This window comes from Sphingomonas radiodurans, assembly GCF_020866845.1.
Lineage (GTDB): Bacteria > Pseudomonadota > Alphaproteobacteria > Sphingomonadales > Sphingomonadaceae > Sphingomonas > Sphingomonas radiodurans.
Map to the genome: position 1 here is coordinate 1,182,767 of NZ_CP086594.1, position 18,944 is coordinate 1,201,710.

Annotated in this window: 16 protein-coding genes and 1 pseudogene; 8 read left to right on the top strand and 9 right to left on the bottom strand. The window is 65.3% G+C overall.

The genetic code is table 11. The features are described 5' to 3' along the window. Window positions 1-22: 22 nt before the first annotated feature. The 4 genes and pseudogenes from LLW23_RS05695 to LLW23_RS05710 form a co-directional block, all read right to left on the bottom strand. The gene (locus LLW23_RS05695; RefSeq protein WP_228947803.1) at window positions 23-1,399 is read right to left on the bottom strand and encodes an FAD-containing oxidoreductase; all 1,377 of its coding nucleotides are present in this window, start codon (window positions 1,397-1,399) and stop codon (window positions 23-25) included. After that, a complete protein-coding gene (locus LLW23_RS05700; RefSeq protein WP_228947804.1) occupies window positions 1,396-1,854 on the bottom strand; it encodes a DUF4126 family protein in 459 nt (152 codons plus the stop codon). The genes LLW23_RS05695 and LLW23_RS05700 overlap by 4 nt, the downstream gene beginning before the upstream one ends. Before the next feature lie 52 nt (window positions 1,855-1,906). After that, window positions 1,907-2,736: pseudogene (locus LLW23_RS05705) on the bottom strand (alpha/beta fold hydrolase). A gap of 220 nt (window positions 2,737-2,956) precedes the next feature. After that, on the bottom strand, window positions 2,957-5,221 hold the full coding sequence (locus LLW23_RS05710) for an FdhF/YdeP family oxidoreductase (RefSeq protein ID WP_228947805.1): 2,265 nt from the start codon (window positions 5,219-5,221) through the stop codon (window positions 2,957-2,959). A gap of 219 nt (window positions 5,222-5,440) precedes the next feature. Here LLW23_RS05710 and LLW23_RS05715 point away from each other — a divergent pair, with 219 nt between their 5' ends. Next, on the top strand, window positions 5,441-5,722 hold the full coding sequence (locus LLW23_RS05715) for a DUF427 domain-containing protein (RefSeq protein ID WP_228948482.1): 282 nt from the start codon (window positions 5,441-5,443) through the stop codon (window positions 5,720-5,722). A gap of 15 nt (window positions 5,723-5,737) precedes the next feature. On the opposite strand, the gene LLW23_RS05720 is transcribed toward LLW23_RS05715, so the two are convergent. Further along, window positions 5,738-6,829 (bottom strand): MBL fold metallo-hydrolase, encoded by a 1,092-nt coding sequence (locus LLW23_RS05720; RefSeq protein WP_228947806.1) that lies wholly within the window; start codon window positions 6,827-6,829, stop codon window positions 5,738-5,740. A gap of 146 nt (window positions 6,830-6,975) precedes the next feature. On the opposite strand from LLW23_RS05720, the gene LLW23_RS05725 reads away from it, so the two are divergent. From LLW23_RS05725 to LLW23_RS05755, 7 genes are all read left to right on the top strand, one after another. Next, complete coding sequence (locus LLW23_RS05725; RefSeq protein WP_228947807.1) at window positions 6,976-7,320, top strand: hypothetical protein; 345 nt, start codon at window positions 6,976-6,978, stop codon at window positions 7,318-7,320. After that, window positions 7,317-8,966, top strand: coding sequence for a sulfatase-like hydrolase/transferase (locus tag LLW23_RS05730; RefSeq protein WP_228947808.1), 1,650 nt, complete (start codon window positions 7,317-7,319; stop codon window positions 8,964-8,966). Before LLW23_RS05725 ends, LLW23_RS05730 begins: the two co-directional genes overlap by 4 nt. Next, complete coding sequence (locus LLW23_RS05735) at window positions 8,966-9,532, top strand: TetR/AcrR family transcriptional regulator (protein ID WP_228947809.1); 567 nt, start codon at window positions 8,966-8,968, stop codon at window positions 9,530-9,532. The genes LLW23_RS05730 and LLW23_RS05735 overlap by 1 nt, the downstream gene beginning before the upstream one ends. Before the next feature lie 11 nt (window positions 9,533-9,543). Further along, window positions 9,544-10,422, top strand: coding sequence for an SUMF1/EgtB/PvdO family nonheme iron enzyme (locus tag LLW23_RS05740; RefSeq protein ID WP_228947810.1), 879 nt, complete (start codon window positions 9,544-9,546; stop codon window positions 10,420-10,422). After that, a complete protein-coding gene (locus tag LLW23_RS05745; RefSeq protein WP_228947811.1) occupies window positions 10,419-11,078 on the top strand; it encodes a 2-hydroxychromene-2-carboxylate isomerase in 660 nt (219 codons plus the stop codon). The genes LLW23_RS05740 and LLW23_RS05745 overlap by 4 nt, the downstream gene beginning before the upstream one ends. Continuing rightward, entirely contained in the window at window positions 11,078-12,004 is a 927-nt protein-coding gene (locus tag LLW23_RS05750; protein ID WP_228947812.1) for a haloalkane dehalogenase, read from the top strand. Before LLW23_RS05745 ends, LLW23_RS05750 begins: the two co-directional genes overlap by 1 nt. A gap of 138 nt (window positions 12,005-12,142) precedes the next feature. After that, the gene (locus LLW23_RS05755; protein ID WP_228947813.1) at window positions 12,143-12,994 is read left to right on the top strand and encodes a sensor domain-containing diguanylate cyclase; all 852 of its coding nucleotides are present in this window, start codon (window positions 12,143-12,145) and stop codon (window positions 12,992-12,994) included. Here LLW23_RS05755 and LLW23_RS05760 read toward each other — a convergent pair whose 3' ends face one another. The 4 genes from LLW23_RS05760 to LLW23_RS05775 form a co-directional block, all read right to left on the bottom strand. Continuing rightward, window positions 12,995-14,782 (bottom strand): SLC13 family permease, encoded by a 1,788-nt coding sequence (locus LLW23_RS05760; RefSeq protein WP_333473795.1) that lies wholly within the window; start codon window positions 14,780-14,782, stop codon window positions 12,995-12,997. A 72-nt stretch (window positions 14,783-14,854) separates the two neighbouring features. Next, window positions 14,855-17,080 (bottom strand): xanthine dehydrogenase family protein molybdopterin-binding subunit, encoded by a 2,226-nt coding sequence (locus LLW23_RS05765; RefSeq protein WP_228947814.1) that lies wholly within the window; start codon window positions 17,078-17,080, stop codon window positions 14,855-14,857. Continuing rightward, window positions 17,080-18,063, bottom strand: coding sequence for an FAD binding domain-containing protein (locus tag LLW23_RS05770; RefSeq protein ID WP_228947815.1), 984 nt, complete (start codon window positions 18,061-18,063; stop codon window positions 17,080-17,082). The genes LLW23_RS05765 and LLW23_RS05770 overlap by 1 nt, the downstream gene beginning before the upstream one ends. Next, window positions 18,060-18,596 (bottom strand): 2Fe-2S iron-sulfur cluster-binding protein, encoded by a 537-nt coding sequence (locus LLW23_RS05775; protein ID WP_228947816.1) that lies wholly within the window; start codon window positions 18,594-18,596, stop codon window positions 18,060-18,062. Before LLW23_RS05775 ends, LLW23_RS05770 begins: the two co-directional genes overlap by 4 nt. Window positions 18,597-18,944: the final 348 nt, after the last annotated feature.

Sequence of the window (18,944 nt, forward strand, 5' to 3'; positions counted from 1 at the left end):
CCCGGTACTGATTCAGCTAAACTCAAGGTGCCAGATCAAGATCGCCGGCTATCGTGGGCAAAAACTCCGATACCGTAGGATGGATGTGCATCGTTCGCGCGAGCAGGTCGATCGAGCCGCCTGCGCTCATCAGGTCGAGGACCGCGTGAATCGCCTCGTCGCCGCCGGTGCCTAGGATCACTGCGCCGAGGATCGCTCGGCTGTCGGCGTCGGCCAGGATCGACATGAAGCCGAGCGTCTCATCCTTCTCGACCGCGCGGCCGACCTGAGCCATCGCCCGCTTGCCGACGAGCACGCGGTGGCCCTTGGCCTGTGCCTCCGCCAGCGTCATGCCCACACGCCCGAGCGGCGGATCGATATAAAGTGCGTAAGCCGTAATGCGATCGCTCACCTTGCGATCCGCGCCATCGAGCAGGTTCGCCGCGAGGATCTCGAAATCGTTGTAGGCGGTATGGGTGAAGGCTCCGCGGCCGTTGCAGTCGCCCATTGCCCAGATGCCGGGCACACTGGTCTCGAGCTGCTCGTCCACCACGATGTACCCGCGCCCATCGGTCGCGATCCCAGCCGCGTCGAGCCCGAGATCATCGGTGTTGGGACGCCTGCCGACCGCGAGCAGGACGTGGCTGCCGACGACGCTCGGCGCGCCTTCCTCGCACTCGACATTCACCGCGACGCCGTCGGCATGCGCCGCAAAGGAAATGCACTCGGCGCCGGTGCGCACCGCAATCCCCTCCCGCTCCAGTATGTCGCGCACTGCGTCCGATACGTTGCCATCCTCGCGACCGATCAGCCGCGGCCCTTTCTCGACCACCGTGACCTCCGCCCCGAACCGGCGGTACATCTGCGCAAATTCGAGGCCGATATAACTGCCACCGATGACCACCAGATGCTCGGGCAGCGTATCGGTCGCGAGCAGCGAGCTGTTGGTGAAGAACGGTACGTCGGTAACGCCGGGCATGTCGGGGACCGCCGCCCGCCCGCCAACATTGAGGAAGATGCGATCGGCCTCCAGCGTGTCGTCACCGACGCGCAAACGATGCGGCGCCTCGAAGCGGGCATGACCGGTCAGCACGGTGCAGCCCTTCATGTCGCGCAGCCAGCTTTCCACGCCAGCGCGCCCTTCCGCCGAGATACGCTGCGAGCGGGCATGAACGCGCGCCATGTCGATCGCGACCGGGCCGGTCACCACACCATAATCGCCAGCGCGGCGGGCAAGGTGCGCGGCATAGGCGCTGGCGACGAGCGTCTTGGTGGGTTTGCACCCGGTGTTGACGCAGGTGCCGCCGAACAAATGCCGCTCGATGATCGCCACGGTCATCCCCGCCGCGGTCATCCGGCTCGCCAACGCTGGCCCGGCCTGGCCCGCGCCGACGATGATCGCGTCGAAACGACGGTTCATACGGCGCGAACGATGAGAACCGCCGCGACGACCGCCACCGCGTCTTCGATCAGCGCGGCAGGGCAGTCGCGACCGAACATGGTGGCGAGCCGCGTACGCGCGGCAGCGCCGCCCAGCGTACCGATTACGGCGCCAGCCGCGCCGAGCAACGCGCCGATCATCCAGCTCGCGACCGGTAGCGCGAGTGCCGCGCCGCAGATCGCGCCGATCAGGATACGGGTGCCGAACTGGACGGGCACCTTGCGGCTCGGCGTATTCGGCAGCTGATCGGTGACGAACTCTCCGAGTGCGACAAGCGTGAGCACCCATGGTGTCCAGCGATAGCCCAGAAAGGCGAGCAGCGAGCCGTCGAGCGGAAGCACGCGCGCCCAGGCCGCCCAGCTCACCGCAGCGAGCGGCGTCATGGCGCGCAGCCCCGCGACGATCCCGATCAACAGCGTCAGTACGTAGATCATGCCCGCCCCCCGCAACTTGAATGTGCCGTCCGCCAGTGTCGCCCGCGACGCCTCAGCTTCGGATGAAGGCGAGCAGATCCGCGTTGATGACGTCGGGATGCGTGGTGCACATGCCGTGCGGGAAGCCGGGATAGGTTTTGAGTATGCCGTGCTTGAGCAGCGCGACCGACAATGGCGCTGAATTGGCATAGGGCACGATCTGATCGTCATCGCCGTGCATGACGAGCGTCGGCACATCGATCGCTCGCAGATCGTCCGTGAAGTCGGTTTCGCTGAACGCCTTGATGCAGTCGTAATGCGCCTTGGCACCACCCATCATGCCTTGCCGCCACCAATTGCGGATCACCCCCTCGGAAACCGTAGCGCCGGCCGGTTGTAACCGTAGAACGGCCCCGTCGGCACATCGAGGAAGAGTTGCGCACGATTGGCGTTCTGCGCGGCGCGGAAGCGGTCAAAGACGGCAATCGGCAGTCCGCCAGGGTTCGTGTCGGACTGAACCATGATCGGCGGCACTGCGCCGATCAACACCGCCTTTGACACGCGACCGGACCGGGCACGCGCGACATAGCGCGCAACTTCGCCGCCGCCCGTCGAGTGGCCGATATGGACGGCGCCCTGAAGATCGAGCGCGTCGGTCAGTGCTGCGACATCGGCGGCATAGGTGTCCATGTCGTTGCCCTGCCACGTCTGGCTGGAGCGGCCGTGCCCACGCCGATCGTGCGCGATCACGCGATAGCCTTCCGCCAGAAAGAACATCATCTGCGCGTCCCAATCGTCCGCGCTTAACGGCCAGCCGTGATGGAAGACGATTGCTTGCGCATCAGCCGGCCCCCAGTCCTTGAACCAAATGCTCGTCCCGTCCTGCGTGGTGATGCTGTTCATCGGCGACCCCCCGTCAACGTCGAATGATAATATTCGCACTCGGGTACGCGACGTGGAGCCGGGCAAAAGCGACCGGCGCCGTCGGCGAGAATATAGCGCCATTGTCGCCTTGCAGCAAAGTTCGATTATTTCGGCGTATAGCCTTATCAGGAGCGCCGAAATGGGTCGCCAAATAGACTGGGGCGGCGAGATGGCTCGACGGTGACTTTCGCCAACAGGCTCAAGCTTCGATGCGAACCGGCACGGCCTTGCTCGCCGGAGTCTTGGAAGCCTGATCGTGATGATGCAGCGCGATCAGCGGATTGAGTTCGGGGTAATAACCGACAATCGTCCCGTCGGGCAGATCGAACGGGATGATCTCCAAACCGCCGATCCGACGGACATGATCGTCGCCGGCATCCCCGACCAGTGTCACGCGCTGCCCGGCCGACAGCCCGGCCCGTTTGATGTCTTGCGGGTTCATCAGCACAACGTCGCGCGTGCCCTCGATCCCGCGCAGCCGGTCGCTGTAGCCGTAGATCGTGGTGTTGAACTGGTCGTTTGATCGCACCGTAACCAGCCGGTAGCGTCCGTCGGCATCGGCCACGTTCGTCGCCGCCAGCATCTCCGGCGCGGTGAACTGCGCCTTGCCGGTCTTGGTTTTCCATACCCGCTCGCGCGCACTGTTGCCACGATAGAAGCCGCCCGGCTCGAACATACGGGCGTTCATGTCGTGGAACTGCTCGTGATACGTCTCGGCGATCAGGTCACGCACCAGGCTGTAATCGCCCGTCCATTTCTTCCAATGCACCTTGGGATTGGGCGGCAGCGTCGCCATCGCCATTCCGGCGACAATTGCTAGTTCCGACTTCAGATGCTCGCTGGCCGGGGTACGGTGGCCCAGTGAGCCGTGGATGTGACTAAAACTGTCCTCGATCGTCACCGTCTGCGGCCCACCGGCCTGCATGTCCTCCTCGCTGCGGCCGAGACAGGGCAGCAGGTACGCGGTCTTGCCGTTGAACAGGTGGTTGCGGTTTAGCTTCGTTGCGATCTGCACCGTCAGGCGCATCCGCTCCCAGGCCGGCTCGATCCGCCCCTGATCGGGGACCGCACGCAGGAAATTGCCGCCGAGGCCGATGAACGCCTGCACCGTGTTGTCCAGGATGCCTTCGCACACGTCGACGGTGGTCGTCCCGGTGTCGCGCGGCGGCTCGAAGCCGAACTGCTCGGCAAGCTTGTCGAGCGGCACGAGTTCCGGCTTTTCGGAAATCCCGACCGTGCGCTGACCCTGGACATTGGAGTGACCGCGCACCGGGCAGATCCCCGCTCCCTCGCGACCGATATGACCGCCCATCAGCAGCAGGTTAATCAGCATCGCGATGTTCTCGAAGCCATGGACGTGCTGCGTCAGGCCCATGCCATACACGCCGATGACGCGCTCCGCCGCGACGTAGACGCGGCCGGCTTCCTCGATGTCGGCGCGGCTCAGGCCGGATTCCTGTTCGATCCGATCCCACGTCGTCGCATCGGCCTTCGCGCGAAATTCCTCATAGCCGACGCAATGGTCGGCGATGAACGCGCGGTCGATCAGCGTGCCGCCGCGGCGCTCGTCCTCGGCGAACACGAACTTGCATAGGCCCATGATCGCGGCGATGTCGCCGCCAGCGCGCACCTGCAGATACTGGCAGCTGATCTCCGTTCCCTTGCCGGTGATCATCTGGGCCGGATTCTGCGGGCTGATAAATTCGATCAGGCCCTTTTCGCGGATCGGATTGAAGGTGACCACCTTGCAGCCCCGCTCGACCGCCTTCTGAAGCGGATGCAGGAAGCGCGGGCTGTTGGTGCCGGTATTCTGGCCGAAGAAGAAGATCGCATCGCAATGTTCGAAATCGCCGAGCACGCATGTGCCAACCGATGAGCCGATCAACTCGGTCAGCGCGACCGAGGTGGTTTCGTGGCACATGTTCGAGCTGTCGGGCAGATTATTGTGCCCGTACAGCCGAGCAAACAGCGCATAAAGATACGAGGTTTCCAGGCTTGCCCGGCCCGATGCGTAGAAGATCGCCGACTTGGGATCGATCGCCTTCAGCTCCGTTCCGATCGCTGCGAACGCCTCTTCCCATTCACAGGGCAGATAATGGTCGGTGGCCGCGTCATAGCGCATCGGATGAGTAAGGCGCCCCTCATGTTCGAGATCATGGTCGCTCCATCCGCGCAATTCGGTGACGCTATGCTTGGCGAAGAATTCGGGCGTGCAGCGATACCTGGTCAATTCCCACAAGGTCGCCTTTGCCCCGTTCTCGCAGAACTCGAACGCATGCGGATGCTTCGGCTTGCCCCAGGCGCAGCTGGTGCACATGAACCCGCCGGCCTTGTTCTGGCGGCGCAACGTCTCGAACGCACCGGCCGATGGCCGTTCGCGCAGCGCCGTCTGCACCATGCCGCGCAACGAACCCCAACCGCCGGTCGGGCTGTCATATTCAACAGTTTCTCGTTCGTCCGTCATGTGCTGTTCCGATGCATTGGATCAAAAGGCCAAATGCCTGACGCCGTATATGTTCCGCGACGATGTGTGCCTCGTCGGTGAAACAATGCCGATAGCTCGCGGCTATCCGTCAGGTCACGGGCTCGCTCCCGCGACTACCCCGTAATCGCTGATCGCGCGCCGAGCCTTGACGCGCGCCGACACAAGCTCGACCTCCAAGTGCAACTCAGGAGATGCATGATGATCGAAGCACGGTGGAATGGAACGCTCATCGCGAGCAGTGACGATACCGTCATCGTCGAAGGCAACCATTACTTCCCCGCCGATGCCGTCGATCCCGCGCTGCTGCGGCCAAGCAGCACGACGACCGTCTGCCCGTGGAAGGGAACGGCGCACTATCACCACCTTCACGTCGACGGCGCCGACAACCGCGATGCCGCCTGGTACTATCCCGATCCGAAAGCCAAGGCGGAGAGCATCCGCGGTCGGATCGCCTTCTGGAAAGGCGTGAAGGTCGGCTGAAGAGCGTCTAGCCGATTATCTCACCGGCCAGTCGCGATATTCGAAGCCGTCGGTTCCGGCGGGGAGGGAAAAGACCATGCCGTCCTCGCCGACGGTTATCGTGCCGCCGAAGCGGCGCCGGGCGTCGCCGAGGAACGCGGCATACATCAGCCGCGAGGGCAGTTGCGGGATGACGTGACTGAACACGAGATGGCGCACGCCGGCCGCTTGCGCCTCGTCCGCCACCTGTTCGGGTGTGGCGTGGTACGTGAGGATATCGCGCGTGATCTTGGCAAGCCCCGGCTGATCGCGGCGATCGAGCGTCCTGGTCATCGCGGCGGTGAGGCGTGGTTGCAGCGCCTCGTGCACCAGCAGATCGGCGCCACGGGCGTTGCGCACGATCGCGGGCGTTGCGCTGGTATCGCCGCTGAACACGATCGAGCGGCCCTTGTAGGTGAAACGATAGCCGATCGCCGGCTCGACTGGGCCGTGGTCGACGCGGAAAGCACTTACAGTGATCCCGTCGCCGGAGAAGACGGTGACGGGGGACCAATCGCCTGGTGGCGCAAGTGCGATGTCGTGCCCGATACCCCCCGCCCCTGACGGCGGCGCGATTGCCGGGCCGTGATGCGCGGTGCGAAAGCCCTGGTCGATGGCATAGGCACGGTTGAAGCCATCGACGACGCGCCGCGTTCCCGCCGGGCCGTATACCGGCAGCGGGCGCGTCGCGTTCGCGCCGGTCCACCGCAGCAGCATCGCTGGCGGCAATCCATCGATATGGTCCGAATGCAGATGCGTCAGGAAGACCGCTTCGACGCGCGCATTGGGGATCCGCATCAGCACCATGTTGCGTGCGCCGCCTTCGCCGGCATCGACCATGAACAGGTGACGACCGGCGATCACGACGCTGCACGGCCCGGCGCGCGTGGGATCGGGCAGCGGGGATCCCGATCCACATAGCGCGACGTGGAGACCATCCGGCAGACCCGCCGTGGCGTCGACCCCCGCGCGCATGTCCACCACGGTGGCACCGATCTGCCGGCCGACCGCGCCAGGCAACGCTGCGAGCACAACGACCAGGACGACGGCGACCGCACCGCCGATCCAGCGCAATCGATGCCGCATCATCCTCTCCTCGCCCCTGTCGGCGCAAGAATACCGAAATTATTGGCACGATCAATGCCATTACCTTGCATATCGGTGCACGTGGCGATAGTCAGGTGCCAACAACCGGAGGGGACGGCATGACGACGGTTTGGCGAGGAGCCGTGGGGGTGGTCGCACTGCTCCTGATCGGGCTGGGGCTCGGTTTCCTGCTCGACCCCGCGGGATCGGCGCTGCGATTCTTCCTGTCTCCTCTGGGAACGCAGGGCATGGCTTCGCTGCGCGCGGACTTTACTGCCTTCTTCGTCGTCGGCGGGGCCTTCGCGCTCTATGGCGTGGCACGCGGGAACCGGCGTGCGCTGCTCGTCCCGATTGCGCTGGTCGGGGTGGCGCTGACCGGGCGGGCGGTCAGCCTGATCGCGGATGGCGCGCCGGCGACCGCCTTTCCGCCGATGGTGGTCGAGGCGCTGATGGTCACCCTGATGGCGCTCGCCTATCGCGGCATGCGCGCATGAAACGCTGGCTCAAAATCACGCTGGGCGGGGCCGCCGTGCTGGCCATCACCGGCATCGCGGCAAAGGATTATGTGCTGCTGCACCTGCCCGGCTGGCTGGCGCCGCGGGTGCATCCGTTCCGCGAGATCGCGTGGCAGCCAGGCCCCGCACGCGCGCCGCAGCCGGCGGATTGGGGGCCACCCAATATCGTTCTGATCGTCGCGGATGACCTTGGCTTCAACGACATAAGCTTCAACGGCGGTGGCGTGGCCAATGGCCTGCTGAAGACGCCCAACATCGATGCGCTGGGCGCCGAGGGCGCCACGTTCGCAAACGGATATGCCGGCAACGCCACCTGCGCACCCTCGCGCGCGGCGCTGATGACCGGGCGATATCCGACGCGTTTCGGGTTCGAGTTCACACCGACCGATACTCGCTTCGCGCAGACCGTGTCGGGGTTCAGCACCGATTGGCAGTATAAGACGATCCTCGACCAGCACGCGGTCGATGCCGATCCGCCGTCGGACAGCAAGGGCGTGCCAGCGTCCGAGCGCACCATTGCCGAACTGCTGCGCACGGGCGGGTATCACACGATGCACCTCGGCAAATGGCATCTGGGCGGATCGCCCGGGATGCGGCCCGAGGACCAGGGCTTCGACGAGAGCCTGGGGTTCATCATCGGCGGCCAGATGTTCCTGCCCGAAAACGACGCCAATGTCGTCAACGCGAAGCAGGATTTCGACCCGATCGACAAATACATCTGGGCGAACCTGCCGTTCAGCGTCCAATATAATGGCGGCGAGCGGTTCCATCCCGATCGCTACATGACCGATTATCTGACGCACCAGGCGGTGCGCGCGATCGATGCGAACCGGAACCGGCCGTTCTTCCTCTATCTCGCCTATAATGCGCCGCATACGCCGCTGCAGGCGCTGAAAAGCGATTACGACGCGCTTGCCGCGATCACCGATCACCGCACGCGCACCTATGCCGCGATGATCCGCGCGCTGGATCGTGGCGTCGGGCAAGTGATGGCAGCGCTGAAGGCGCGCGGGCTGGACGAGAACACGCTGGTGATCTTCACCAGCGACAATGGCGGCGCGCATTACATCGGGCTACCGGACATCAACCAGCCGTATCGCGGCTGGAAGGCGAGCTTCTTCGAAGGCGGGATCAAGGTGCCGTTCTTCCTGCGTTGGCCCGCGAAGATCGCGCCCGCGACGCGGGTTGCCGGAACGGTAAGCCACTTCGACATATTCGCCACCGCCGCCGGTGCAGCCGGAATCGCGGTGCCGGGCGACCGGCCGATCGATGGCATCGACCTTTCGCCAATCGTCGTCGCGCAAGGTGCGAGCGTGCCCCAGCGGCCGTTGTTCTGGCGCAGCGGCGCCTATCGCGTCGTGCGCGACGGCGACGCCAAGCTCCAGATGCTCGACATTCCGCGCCAGTCGCTGCTGTACGACATGAACGAAGATCCGACCGAACAGCGCGATCTTTCGGCCGTGCGGCCCGACGAGGTACGCCGCCTGGCGGCTCTGATCGCGCAGCACGATGCCGCGCAGGCAAAGCCGGCCTGGCCGTCGCTGATCCGCTCCCCGATCGCGATCGATCGGCCGCTCGGCACCAAGCCGCGTGCCGGCGAAACCTATGCTTATTGGTCGAACTGATGGTCGAGCGCCCCGATGGACGCCGCAAGCGATCCGAGGTCAGCCGCGAAAAGCTGATCGCGGCAATGATCGACCTGGTCGGTGAGGGGCACGTGACGCCGAGCGCAGACCTGGTGGCGGACCGTGCCGGCGTAGGCTTGCGCACGGTGTTCCGCCACTTCGCCGACATGGAGGCGCTGTACGTTGGCATGTCGGCGCAGCTCGCCGGACAATATGCCGGCTGGCTCGATCCCTTCACGGCATCGGACTGGCGCGGGCAGCTCAGCGAAATGATGATCCGGCGGGTCGACACCTACGAGCGGCTGATGCCGTACAAGCGCGCCGCCGACGCGCATCGCCACGCCTCCGCGACGATCCAGCGCAATCACGCTGAGATACTGGCGACGATGCGCGAGCGGCTGCTTGCCCTGCTCCCCAGCGCCATCGCGCAAGATGTCGTACGCCGCGAGACGATCGACCTGATGCTGAGTTTCGAGACGTGGCAGCGGCTGCGCGTCGACCAGCAGCTTCCGGCAGCGACGGCACGCGCGGTGGTGGCGGCGGCCATCGCGGGGCTCACGGCGTGAGGGGGCTGGTCGTGGCATTGCTGCTCACCGGCTGCAGCACCGCGGCGGCGCCGGTCGCGCCGGTGTGCGCGGTAGTCCGCGAAGGCGACATGGTGTGGATCCCGGCGGGAGACACGGTGATGGGGGCGGACGCCCGCTATTCGGAGGAAGGCCCGCCAAAGCGTGTGTCGGTCGCCGGCTTCTGGCTGTCAACGCACGAGGTGACGACGGGCGAGTTCGCGCGCTTCGTCGCGGCGACCGGCTATCGCACCATCGCCGAACGTGCGCCGCCGGTGACGCCGCAGACTCCGCCCGAGATGCGCGTGCCCGGCTCCGCGGTGTTCGCGACGCCCGATGAACACGATTCGCGCTGGTGGCGCTGGCAGCCGGGCGCGCAATGGCGTCGACCGGAGGCGTCCACCACCGCCAGTGCCGCTGAACCGGTGGTGCAAATCGCCTATCAGGACGCGCTTGCCTATGCGCGTTGGCGCGCCGTGGCGCTGCCGAGCGAGGCGCAATGGGAGCGGGCGGCGCGGCTGGGCGGCAGCGATCCCGAACATGCGCCGGCCGACAAGCCCGCGGTCGCCAACACGTGGCAGGGGCCGTTCCCGGCACGTGACCTGGCGGGTGACGGCTATGCCGGGCGCGCGCCGGTCGGCTGCTTCCCGCGCGATGCCGCGGGGCTGTTCGACATGATCGGCAATGTCTGGGAATGGACGAGCGACACGCCCGACGCCGCCGGAACGCACGGCATCATCAAGGGCGGGTCGTACCTGTGCGCGGCGAATTACTGCGCGCGTTATCGCCCCGCCGCGCGGCAGTTCCAGGAACGCGGGCTGGGCACCGACCATATCGGCTTTCGCGTGATCGACCCGCATCGCCCGCCCCCATCGCAAGGATCAGCCCTATGACGCTCGCCTTCGACTGTTTCTGGTCGTTCCGCTCGCCATACAGCTACCTGCTGGTGCCGCGGCTGGCGGCGCTGGAGCGCGATTTCGACGTGCGGTGCGACATCCGCATCGTGCGCCCGATCGCGGTCCGCCAGCCCGAGTTCTTCTCGACCGGCGATCCGCTGTGGATCAGCTACCTGATGCGCGACACGGCACGCACCGCCGAGTATCTCGGCATGCCATATCGCTGGCCGCGCCCCGACCCGGTGGTGATGGATATGGCGACGCGCACGTATCCGGCCGAGCAGCCCTACATCCACCGGCTGAGCCGGCTGGGGCAACTCGCCAGCGAGCGCGGGCACGGTCTGGCGTTCATCGCGGCGGTCAGCAGCCTGATCTGGAACGGCCGGACCGACCAATGGCATCAGAGCGAGCATCTGGCGCAGGCTACGGCGACGGCCGGGCTCGATCTGGCTGATATGGACGAAGTGGTAACTCACGAGGGCGAGCGGCTCGCCGCAGCGATCGAGGCGAACGAAGCCGATCAGCGCGCGGCGGGTCATTATGGCGTGCCGCTGATGGCATTCGGCGGGGAGCCGTTCTTCGGGCAGGACCGGTTCGACCAGCTGGTCTGGCGGCTCGAGCAAGCCGGCCTTGCCGCGCGGCAGCACGGTTGATGGAGTTCCTGCGCACCCCGGACGATCGCTTCGTCGGCCTGCCGGACTATGACTTCGCGCCGCATTACGCCAACGTCGCCGATCCCGACGAGGGGACGCGGCTGCGGCTCCACTATCTCGACGAGGGGCCACGCGATGGCCCGCCGGTGCTGCTGATGCACGGCGAGCCGACGTGGTGTTATCTCTACCGCCACTTCGTGCCGCGGCTTGTGGACTGCGGCTACCGCGTGCTCGCGCCGGACCTGATCGGGTTCGGCCGGTCGGACAAGCCGACACGCGCAGACGATTACTCCTACGCGCGCCATGTCGCGTGGATCCGTGACTGGATCGAACAGCTCGATCTCAGCGGCGTTACGCTGGCGTGCCAGGACTGGGGATCGCTCGTCGGCCTGCGGCTGGTCGCCGCTATGGAGCAGCGGTTTGCCGGCGTCGTGCTGTCCAACGGCGGCTTGCCCGAGGGAGGCCCGGCGCCGCGCGCCTTTGCCATCTGGCGCGCCTTTTCGCGTTTCAGTCCGGCCTTTCCGATCGGACGGATCGTCGCGGCGGGCACGCGGCGGCCGCTGACCGACGAAGAGCGTGCTGCCTATGACGCGCCATTTCCCGATCGACGCTTCAAAGCCGGCGCGCGGATCTTCCCGCAGCTCGTGCCGTTCGCGGGCAATCCGGCGATCCCCGATCAGATCGCCGCATGGCGCGTGCTCGATCGCTGGGACAAGCCGTTCCTGTGCTGCTTCGGCGACGCCGACCCGGTGACGCGCGGTGGCGAATCGCGATTCATCGGCCGCGTGCCGGGGACGCGCGGACGATCGCATCGATCGCTGCGCGGCGGCCACTTCATCCAGGAGGATGATCCCCAGGGGTTCGTGGACGCGATCCTGGAGATTGCGCAAACCGCAGCCGCCCACCCCATGAAAACAGCCTGTTAAGAAGCGCGTGCGTACACTCGCGAGATGTCGATGCTAAACCAGCTGACCTTTGCTCCCTCCCCCGCATGCGGCGGGTTTCCGCCGGTCTGGCCGGCTCTACCCCTGCCGAACAGGATCGATCCACTGGTCGACCGGGCAATGGCGTTGGCGAAGGCCGGTGCATGGTCCTGCAACCTTACCGACAGCCGTTTGAGCTGGACCTCGGGCGTCTACGACCTCTTCGGGCTACCGATCGAAACTGCGCTCGATCGGCGACAAGCGGTCGAGATGTACACCGAGGAATCGCGCGAAGCTCTGGAGAGGGTTCGCTCCCAGGCAATCACGGCCGGCGGCCCGTTCACACTCGATGCGGAGATCGTCCGTCCGGCCGGCGACAAGCGGTGGATGCGTGTCACCGGCGAGATGACCCGCGCCTATGGAGCGCCCGTCCTGCACGGCCTGAAGCAGGACGTAACCGAGGAGAAGCTGCGCTTGGAGACGCTGCGACGTCTCGCGGAGAATGACGCCCTCACCGGGCTGGCGAACCGCGCCGTGTTCGAAAGCCGCTTTCTCAACAGGCGGCGCACCGCCCCGAATCTCGTGCCGCTCGGTGCCCTCATCATTTTCGACATGGACGGCTTTAAGGGGATCAACGACCGGCTGGGCCATCTGGCTGGTGACGCTTCCCTGCGCGTGTTCGCAGAGCGGCTATCCGCAAGCTTCCCGGACGCGCTGCTGACCGCGAGAATAGGCGGCGACGAATTTGCCGTGATCGTCAGCAGCGATGAGCCGACCGCCGCTATCGAGGTGCGGGTCGCGCGCTTCAAAGCCCGGCTTCGCGCACCGATCTTGTGGCGAGATCTCTTGTTTACCGTCGCGGCGACGAGCGGCATCGCCGTTCCGATCGATCCGTTTCACTACGACCCCGAAGAGTTGTTCACTAGGGCCGACGCTGCGCTCTACACCGCGAAAAGGACGTGCCGGCGCGGCCGGGCATCCGATCACCGCTGATCAGTATAGGCCGTAGCGGAACACCAGCAGCGCCGACAGCGTGGTGATCATGATCGCGACCAGTGGCAGCCCGGTGCGAGTATAATCACTGAAATTATAGTCACCGGCTGACATGATCAGCATGTTCGTCTGGTAGGCGACCGGGGTCGCGTAACAGAGATTGCACCCGAACAGCACTGCCAGGACCAGCGGCTCGACCGGTATGCCGAGCTTATGCGCAAGGCTGAAGGCGATCGGCGTTCCCACCGCTGCGGCGGTCGTGTTCGATGCGAAATTGGTGAGGATGGTGACGAACAGCATCACCGCCGCCAGCACGGCCGAGGCGGGGAGGTACTGCAATCCGATCGCCAGCAGGCCGCTCAGCCATTCAGCCGCACCGCTGTCGAGAACGATACGGCCAATCGCGATACTCGCGGCGACCAGCACCACGACCTTCGCCGACAATGCGCGACCGATCCGATCGAAGCGAACGCAGCCGGTGACGAACATCGCAATTGCGGCTGCCAGTGAGGAGATGGCGATCGGCACCAGCCCCAGGCTTGCGGGAATGACGGCCGCGGCCATGATCGCGAGCGCGAGCGGCGCCTTGGCGGTACGGGGCTGTTCCTTGGCACCCTCGAGGACCAAGAGCCCTTCGACACGCGACAACTCGTTCAGGTCCGGCATGGCGCCGGTCGCCAGAATGATGTCGCCTTCACCGAAAACGGTGTCTGCCGGTCGCTGGTGCGAGATCAGGCGCTGGTGGACTGACCTGCTCGCGTCGTGGATGCCGAGCAGTGCGACATTGTAACGTTCGGCGAGGTTGGCGCTGGCGACGCCCTTGCCGATCAGCCCGGAATCTTTGCCGATCGCCAGTTCGACGACTGTCAGATCCTCCCCGGTCTTGCTGTAGCCATTCTTAAGCCGCTCCATCAGCAACGCAGGAGCGGCTGTCGCGCCCAATACGCGCATTGCTTCCTCCAGCGCGACATGCGTCCCGCTGACCCGCAGGCGACCGTCCGCGATAGGCGACCGTATCTCGATGTTGCTTGGCAGCAGCCCCTTGAGGCGATCCATATCGAGGCCATGCGCTGCCGACGTTTGGCCGAGCCTGAGCGTTGCGGTGAAACGCCGCGGTTCATGCCCGCCGGCGACCGAATTGTCGGGCAGCAGCCGTGGCATGACCAGCCAAATGAAGGGCATAGCGACCAGCGAGGCGACCAAAACGATCGGCGTGAAATGGAACACGCTCATCGGGGGAAGGCCCAGATCACTGGCGATCGAGACGACGAGCAGATTGGTCGATGTGCCGATCGTGGTGGCCATCCCACCGATCAGCACCGCACTGTTGATCGGGATCAGCGTCTTTGAGGCCGGCAACCCGCCGTTCGCCGCGATCGCAGCCATCACCGGCAGCAACAGGACAAGCACCGGCGTGTCGTTGACCAGCATGCTCATCGCCATCGCGAGCAGCAACGTAACCAGCATGCCGACCTGATGATTGAACCGCCACACGCGCGTCAGCAGCCGCGATGCCGGTTCAAGCGCGCCTGTGGTGACGAGACCACGGCCCAGAATCATCAGCGCGCAGATCGTGATCAGCGCGTAATGGCCGAAGCCTTCGAACGCGAGCTTTAGGCCGTCGGTCGGGGCCTGCCCGGGCAGTGGAAACAGGTAGAGCCCCAGCGCGATCGCGCTGATCGTCAGCAGCGAGATGATCTCGACGCGCGCCCGTCCGGAGACGAAGCCGTAGAACATCGCGACGGTGAGCAGCATCGCGGCGAACGCATGTGGAGAAGGATACGTCACGACAATGCCGTCAGTTTAACGCGCAACGCCCGTTCTGAAAGCCAAGAAATCGCGCGGTAATTCTCGGTCAAGTCAGTCCGGCAACTCAGCGATGATCTTGTCCAGCGTCAGCGGGAAATCGCGCACGCGGACGCCGCAGGCGTTGTAGACCGCGTTGGCGATTGCCGCGCCCGCGCCAGAGATGCCGAGTTCGCCGATCCCCTTGGCGTGGAGCGGGTTGGCGTGGATGTCGCGTTCGTCGAGGAAATGGACATCGATCTGCGGCACATCGGCATTCACCGGTACATGATATTCGGCGAGATCGTGGTTCACCGTCTTGCCGTTGCGAGTATCGTGAACGAGTTCTTCGGTCAGCGCAGCACCGATCCCGAACGTCATGCCGCCAAGGCATTGCGACCGCGCGGTCTTGGCATTGAGGATGCGGCCGGCGGCGAACACGCCGAGCATGCGGCGCATCCGCACTTCGCCGGTAACGGCATTGACCGCGACTTCGGCGAAGTGCGCGCCGAACGAGGCTTGCGTCGTTGCCTTCTCTTGCTTGCCGGGGCTGATCTCCCCGGTCGCGACGATCCCGTCGCCCGCGAGGTCGCCGAGCGGCGAGGCGCGATTGGCGGCGATCACCATGCCGTCCTTGAACGTCACATCGGCGGCCTCGACGCCAAGCTTCTTGGCAACATCCTCGCGAATTCGCTCGCACGCCAAGTACACTGCCGAGCCCGAGCCGCAGGCGCCCCACGATCCGCCCGAACCGGACGACGGTGGCGCATCGCTATCACCCAGCTTCACGGTAATCGCGTCGGGCGTCAGCCCGAGCAGTTCGCCGGCGATCTGCGCCAGGATCGTGTACGTGCCGGTGCCGATATCGGTCATCGCGGTTTCGATCGTCGCGTGGCCCGACGAATTTACCGTCACCTTCGCGGAGTCGCTTTGCAGCAGGTTGCTTCGCGTCGCGCTCGCCACCCCCATACCGAGCAGCCATTCGCCGTCGCGCCGCGCGCCGGGCGCCTGCCGTGCGTCCCACCCGAACAGTTTCGCACCGGTATCAAGGCATTCGATCAGGCTGCGCGAGGAGAAAGGAACATCCTTCTCGGGATCCTGCGCCGGCTCGTTGCGCCTGCGCAATTCGATCGGATCGAGCCCGACCTTTTCGGCGAGCATGTCCATTGCTGACTCCAGCGCGAGCATGCCGACCGCTTCGCCCGGCGCGCGCATCGAGCCCGACAGGGTTAGGTTCATCCGCACCAGATCGTGCGTGATCCGGCGATGTTCGCCGGCGTAGAGGAAATGCGTGCCAATTCCCGTCGGCTCGAAGAAGTCCTCGCCGGGCAGGTTGGCGCAGAGCGTCTCGTGGCCGATGCCGGTCAGGCGACCATCGGCATCGGCGGCAAGGAGGATACGTTGTTCGGTATTTGAACGGCGCACGGTGGCATCGAATACCTGCTGGCGCAGCATCACGGCCTTGACCGGCCGGCCGAGCTGCTTGGCGGCGATCGCCGCGGCAGCGCTTTCGGGCGAAATGCCGAGCTTCGACCCGAAGCCACCGCCAATATATTCGGAGACGATCCGCACCTTCTTCGCCGACAGGCCGAGCGCATCGGCGAGCTGCTGCGCGTCCTGGCTCGGGATCTGATACGCACCGTAGATCAGGAGCTTGCCGTTGTCCCACGTCGCGACCGAAGCGTGCGGCTCCATCGCGGCCGAATTCTGGCTGGGTGTCGTGAAGGTTTCGTCGATCGTCACCGCGGCGTCGGCCATCGCGGCGTCGAGATCGCCTTGCGACGAATAGGCGGGGATGTTGTTCGGCGGTGGCACGTCGGTCTCGCCGCGGTGTCCGTCGAAATCGTACCGACCCTCCGCATCATCGATCGTTAACGGCAACCGGATCGCGGCATCGCGGGCGGCCTCATAGGTTTCGCCGATCACGATGGCGATCACCTGGCCGAAATACGCCACCTCTTCGACGCCCATGGTCGGCGCCTTCTTCTCACCGCCTTGTTGCGCGTTACGGATGAATTTCTTGAAGTCCGTGACGACGTCGATCACGCCGGGGAGACCGCGCACGGCATCGGCATCGATCGAGCTGACCTTGCCAGCGCCGCGGCGGGCGCCGACGAGCACGCCATAAGCCATGTTCGGGAGCATATATTCGGCGGAATAAAGCGCCGTGCCGGACACCTTCTTGGGCCCCTCGTACCGATTCACCGGCTTGCCGACGAGGTGCTGTGCGCCGCGGTCGATCAGGCTGTCGGGGACGGGCTTGTCCATCGTCAGGCTGTTGGTGTGGCTGAATCCGAACATCACTTTGCTCCGGTCAGATCGCGCAGGGTGGCGATCAACGTCCGCCGTGCGAGAGGAATCTTGAAATCGTTCGAGCCATGCCCGCGCGCATCGGCGAGCAGCGCGTCCGCCGCCGCAGCAAACACCGCGTCCGACGGCGCCTGGCCGACAAGCGCAGCCTCGACCGCCGGATCGCGCCACGGCTTGTGCGCAAGCCCGCCGAAGGCCAGCGCCGCGCTGGCAATGCGGCCGTCCTGCATGTCGACCACGCCAGCGACCGAAACGAGCGCGAAAGCGTAGGAGGCGCGATCGCGCACCTTGCGGTACGTTTGGCGACCTGGCGGCGGCGGGGGCAATTCGATGTTGGTGATCAGTTCGCCCGGCGTCAGCACATTCTCGATGTGCGGCGTGTCGCCCGGCAAGCGATAGAAGTCGGCAATCGGAATGCGGCGCCGGTCGCCGTCCGGCGCTAGCGTGACGATCGTGGCATCGAGCGCCATCATCGCGACGGCCATGTCACTAGGGTGAGTCGCGATGCAGTGCTCGGACGTGCCGAGCACGGCGAGGATGCGATTAAACCCGCCGATCGCCGAACAGCCGCTGCCGGGCTCGCGTTTGTTGCACGGCGTCGCGATGTCGTAGAAATAATAGCAGCGCGTCCGCTGGAGCAGATTGCCGCCGGTCGAGGCCTTGTTGCGTAACTGGCCGGTCGCGCCGGCGAGCAGCGCGCGGGAGAGCACTTCATAGCCGACGATGATACGCTCGTCGGCAGCAAGATCGCTGTTCGGCACGAGCGCACCGATCGTCAGGCCACCGTCGGGCCGCTGCTCGATCTGATTTAGCGGAAGGCGGGTGATATCGATCAGACGGTCCGGCGTCTCAACCTGAAGCTTCATCAGATCGAGCAAGTTGGTGCCGCCCGCTATAAAGCGGGTGCCGGCGCCGCCAGCGTTTGCGCTGGCCGCTTCCACAGTAGTGGCGCGTTCGTACTGGAACGTCCTCATGCCGCAACCTCGCGCGCGACGGCTGCGTTCGGATCGCGCTCACCAAGCCCGGCGACCTCGCGGATCGCATCGACGATATTCGGATAAGCTGCGCAGCGACAGATATTACCACTCATCCGCTCGGAGATTTCCGCATCGTCGAGCGAGACGTCGGCAAGGTCGCTCGACACGTGGCTAGCCCAGCCCTTCCCCACCTCGTCGAGCATGCCGACGGCCGAGCAGATCTGGCCCGGCGTGCAGTAACCGCATTGATAGCCGTCGTGGCGCACGAAGGCGTCTTGCAGCGCATGGAGGTTCCCGACCTGACCCAGCCCCTCGATCGTCGTGATCTCGTCGCCTTCGTGCATGATCGCGAGCGACAGGCAGCTGTTGATCCGCCGGCCGTTCACTAGCATCGTGCAGGCGCCGCACTGGCCGTGATCGCAGCCCTTCTTCGATCCAGGCAGCCCGAGATGCTCGCGACATAGATCGAGCAGGGAAGTGCGAACGTCGACATCGACATCGCACGTTTGGCCGTTGATGGTGAGTTGCATGTTGCCCCCTTTGGGTTGGCGCGGAGCGGAGCAGGCGGGATCCGTTAGCCGGACTTCGCTTGATGAACGCGACCACACCGCATCGGCTCCGCCTGCGAACCACTCTCATCATGAGTCCGCGCATTTTCTCGCGCGAAATGAGCAAGCTGTTACGGGCACGCGGTCGCTTTCGTCGACAACTCGTCGCGATTGACATGCGTCTGCAATGGTTGGGGAGCACAGCGACTGCCGTTCAGGGGGAACAGACATGCATCGCACCAACGGCGATTCGGAATGGCTCGTGCGCTCGCACTTGTGGCTGGTCCTTGCCTTCGTGATCGGCAGCATGAGCGCTTGCCTAACGGCCTG

Coding starts and splice junctions, on each gene's coding strand:
- LLW23_RS05695 (WP_228947803.1), bottom strand. CDS start 1,399: ATGAACCGTCGTTTCGACGCGATCATCGTCGGCGCGGGCCAGGCCGGG.
- LLW23_RS05750 (WP_228947812.1), top strand. CDS start 11,078: ATGGAGTTCCTGCGCACCCCGGACGATCGCTTCGTCGGCCTGCCGGAC.
- LLW23_RS05775 (WP_228947816.1), bottom strand. CDS start 18,596: ATGCAACTCACCATCAACGGCCAAACGTGCGATGTCGATGTCGACGTT.
- LLW23_RS05720 (WP_228947806.1), bottom strand. CDS start 6,829: ATGATGCGGCATCGATTGCGCTGGATCGGCGGTGCGGTCGCCGTCGTC.
- LLW23_RS05700 (WP_228947804.1), bottom strand. CDS start 1,854: ATGATCTACGTACTGACGCTGTTGATCGGGATCGTCGCGGGGCTGCGC.
- LLW23_RS05715 (WP_228948482.1), top strand. CDS start 5,441: ATGATCGAAGCACGGTGGAATGGAACGCTCATCGCGAGCAGTGACGAT.
- LLW23_RS05735 (WP_228947809.1), top strand. CDS start 8,966: ATGGTCGAGCGCCCCGATGGACGCCGCAAGCGATCCGAGGTCAGCCGC.
- LLW23_RS05710 (WP_228947805.1), bottom strand. CDS start 5,221: ATGACGGACGAACGAGAAACTGTTGAATATGACAGCCCGACCGGCGGT.
- LLW23_RS05765 (WP_228947814.1), bottom strand. CDS start 17,080: ATGTTCGGATTCAGCCACACCAACAGCCTGACGATGGACAAGCCCGTC.
- LLW23_RS05745 (WP_228947811.1), top strand. CDS start 10,419: ATGACGCTCGCCTTCGACTGTTTCTGGTCGTTCCGCTCGCCATACAGC.
- LLW23_RS05770 (WP_228947815.1), bottom strand. CDS start 18,063: ATGAGGACGTTCCAGTACGAACGCGCCACTACTGTGGAAGCGGCCAGC.
- LLW23_RS05755 (WP_228947813.1), top strand. CDS start 12,143: ATGGCGTTGGCGAAGGCCGGTGCATGGTCCTGCAACCTTACCGACAGC.
- LLW23_RS05730 (WP_228947808.1), top strand. CDS start 7,317: ATGAAACGCTGGCTCAAAATCACGCTGGGCGGGGCCGCCGTGCTGGCC.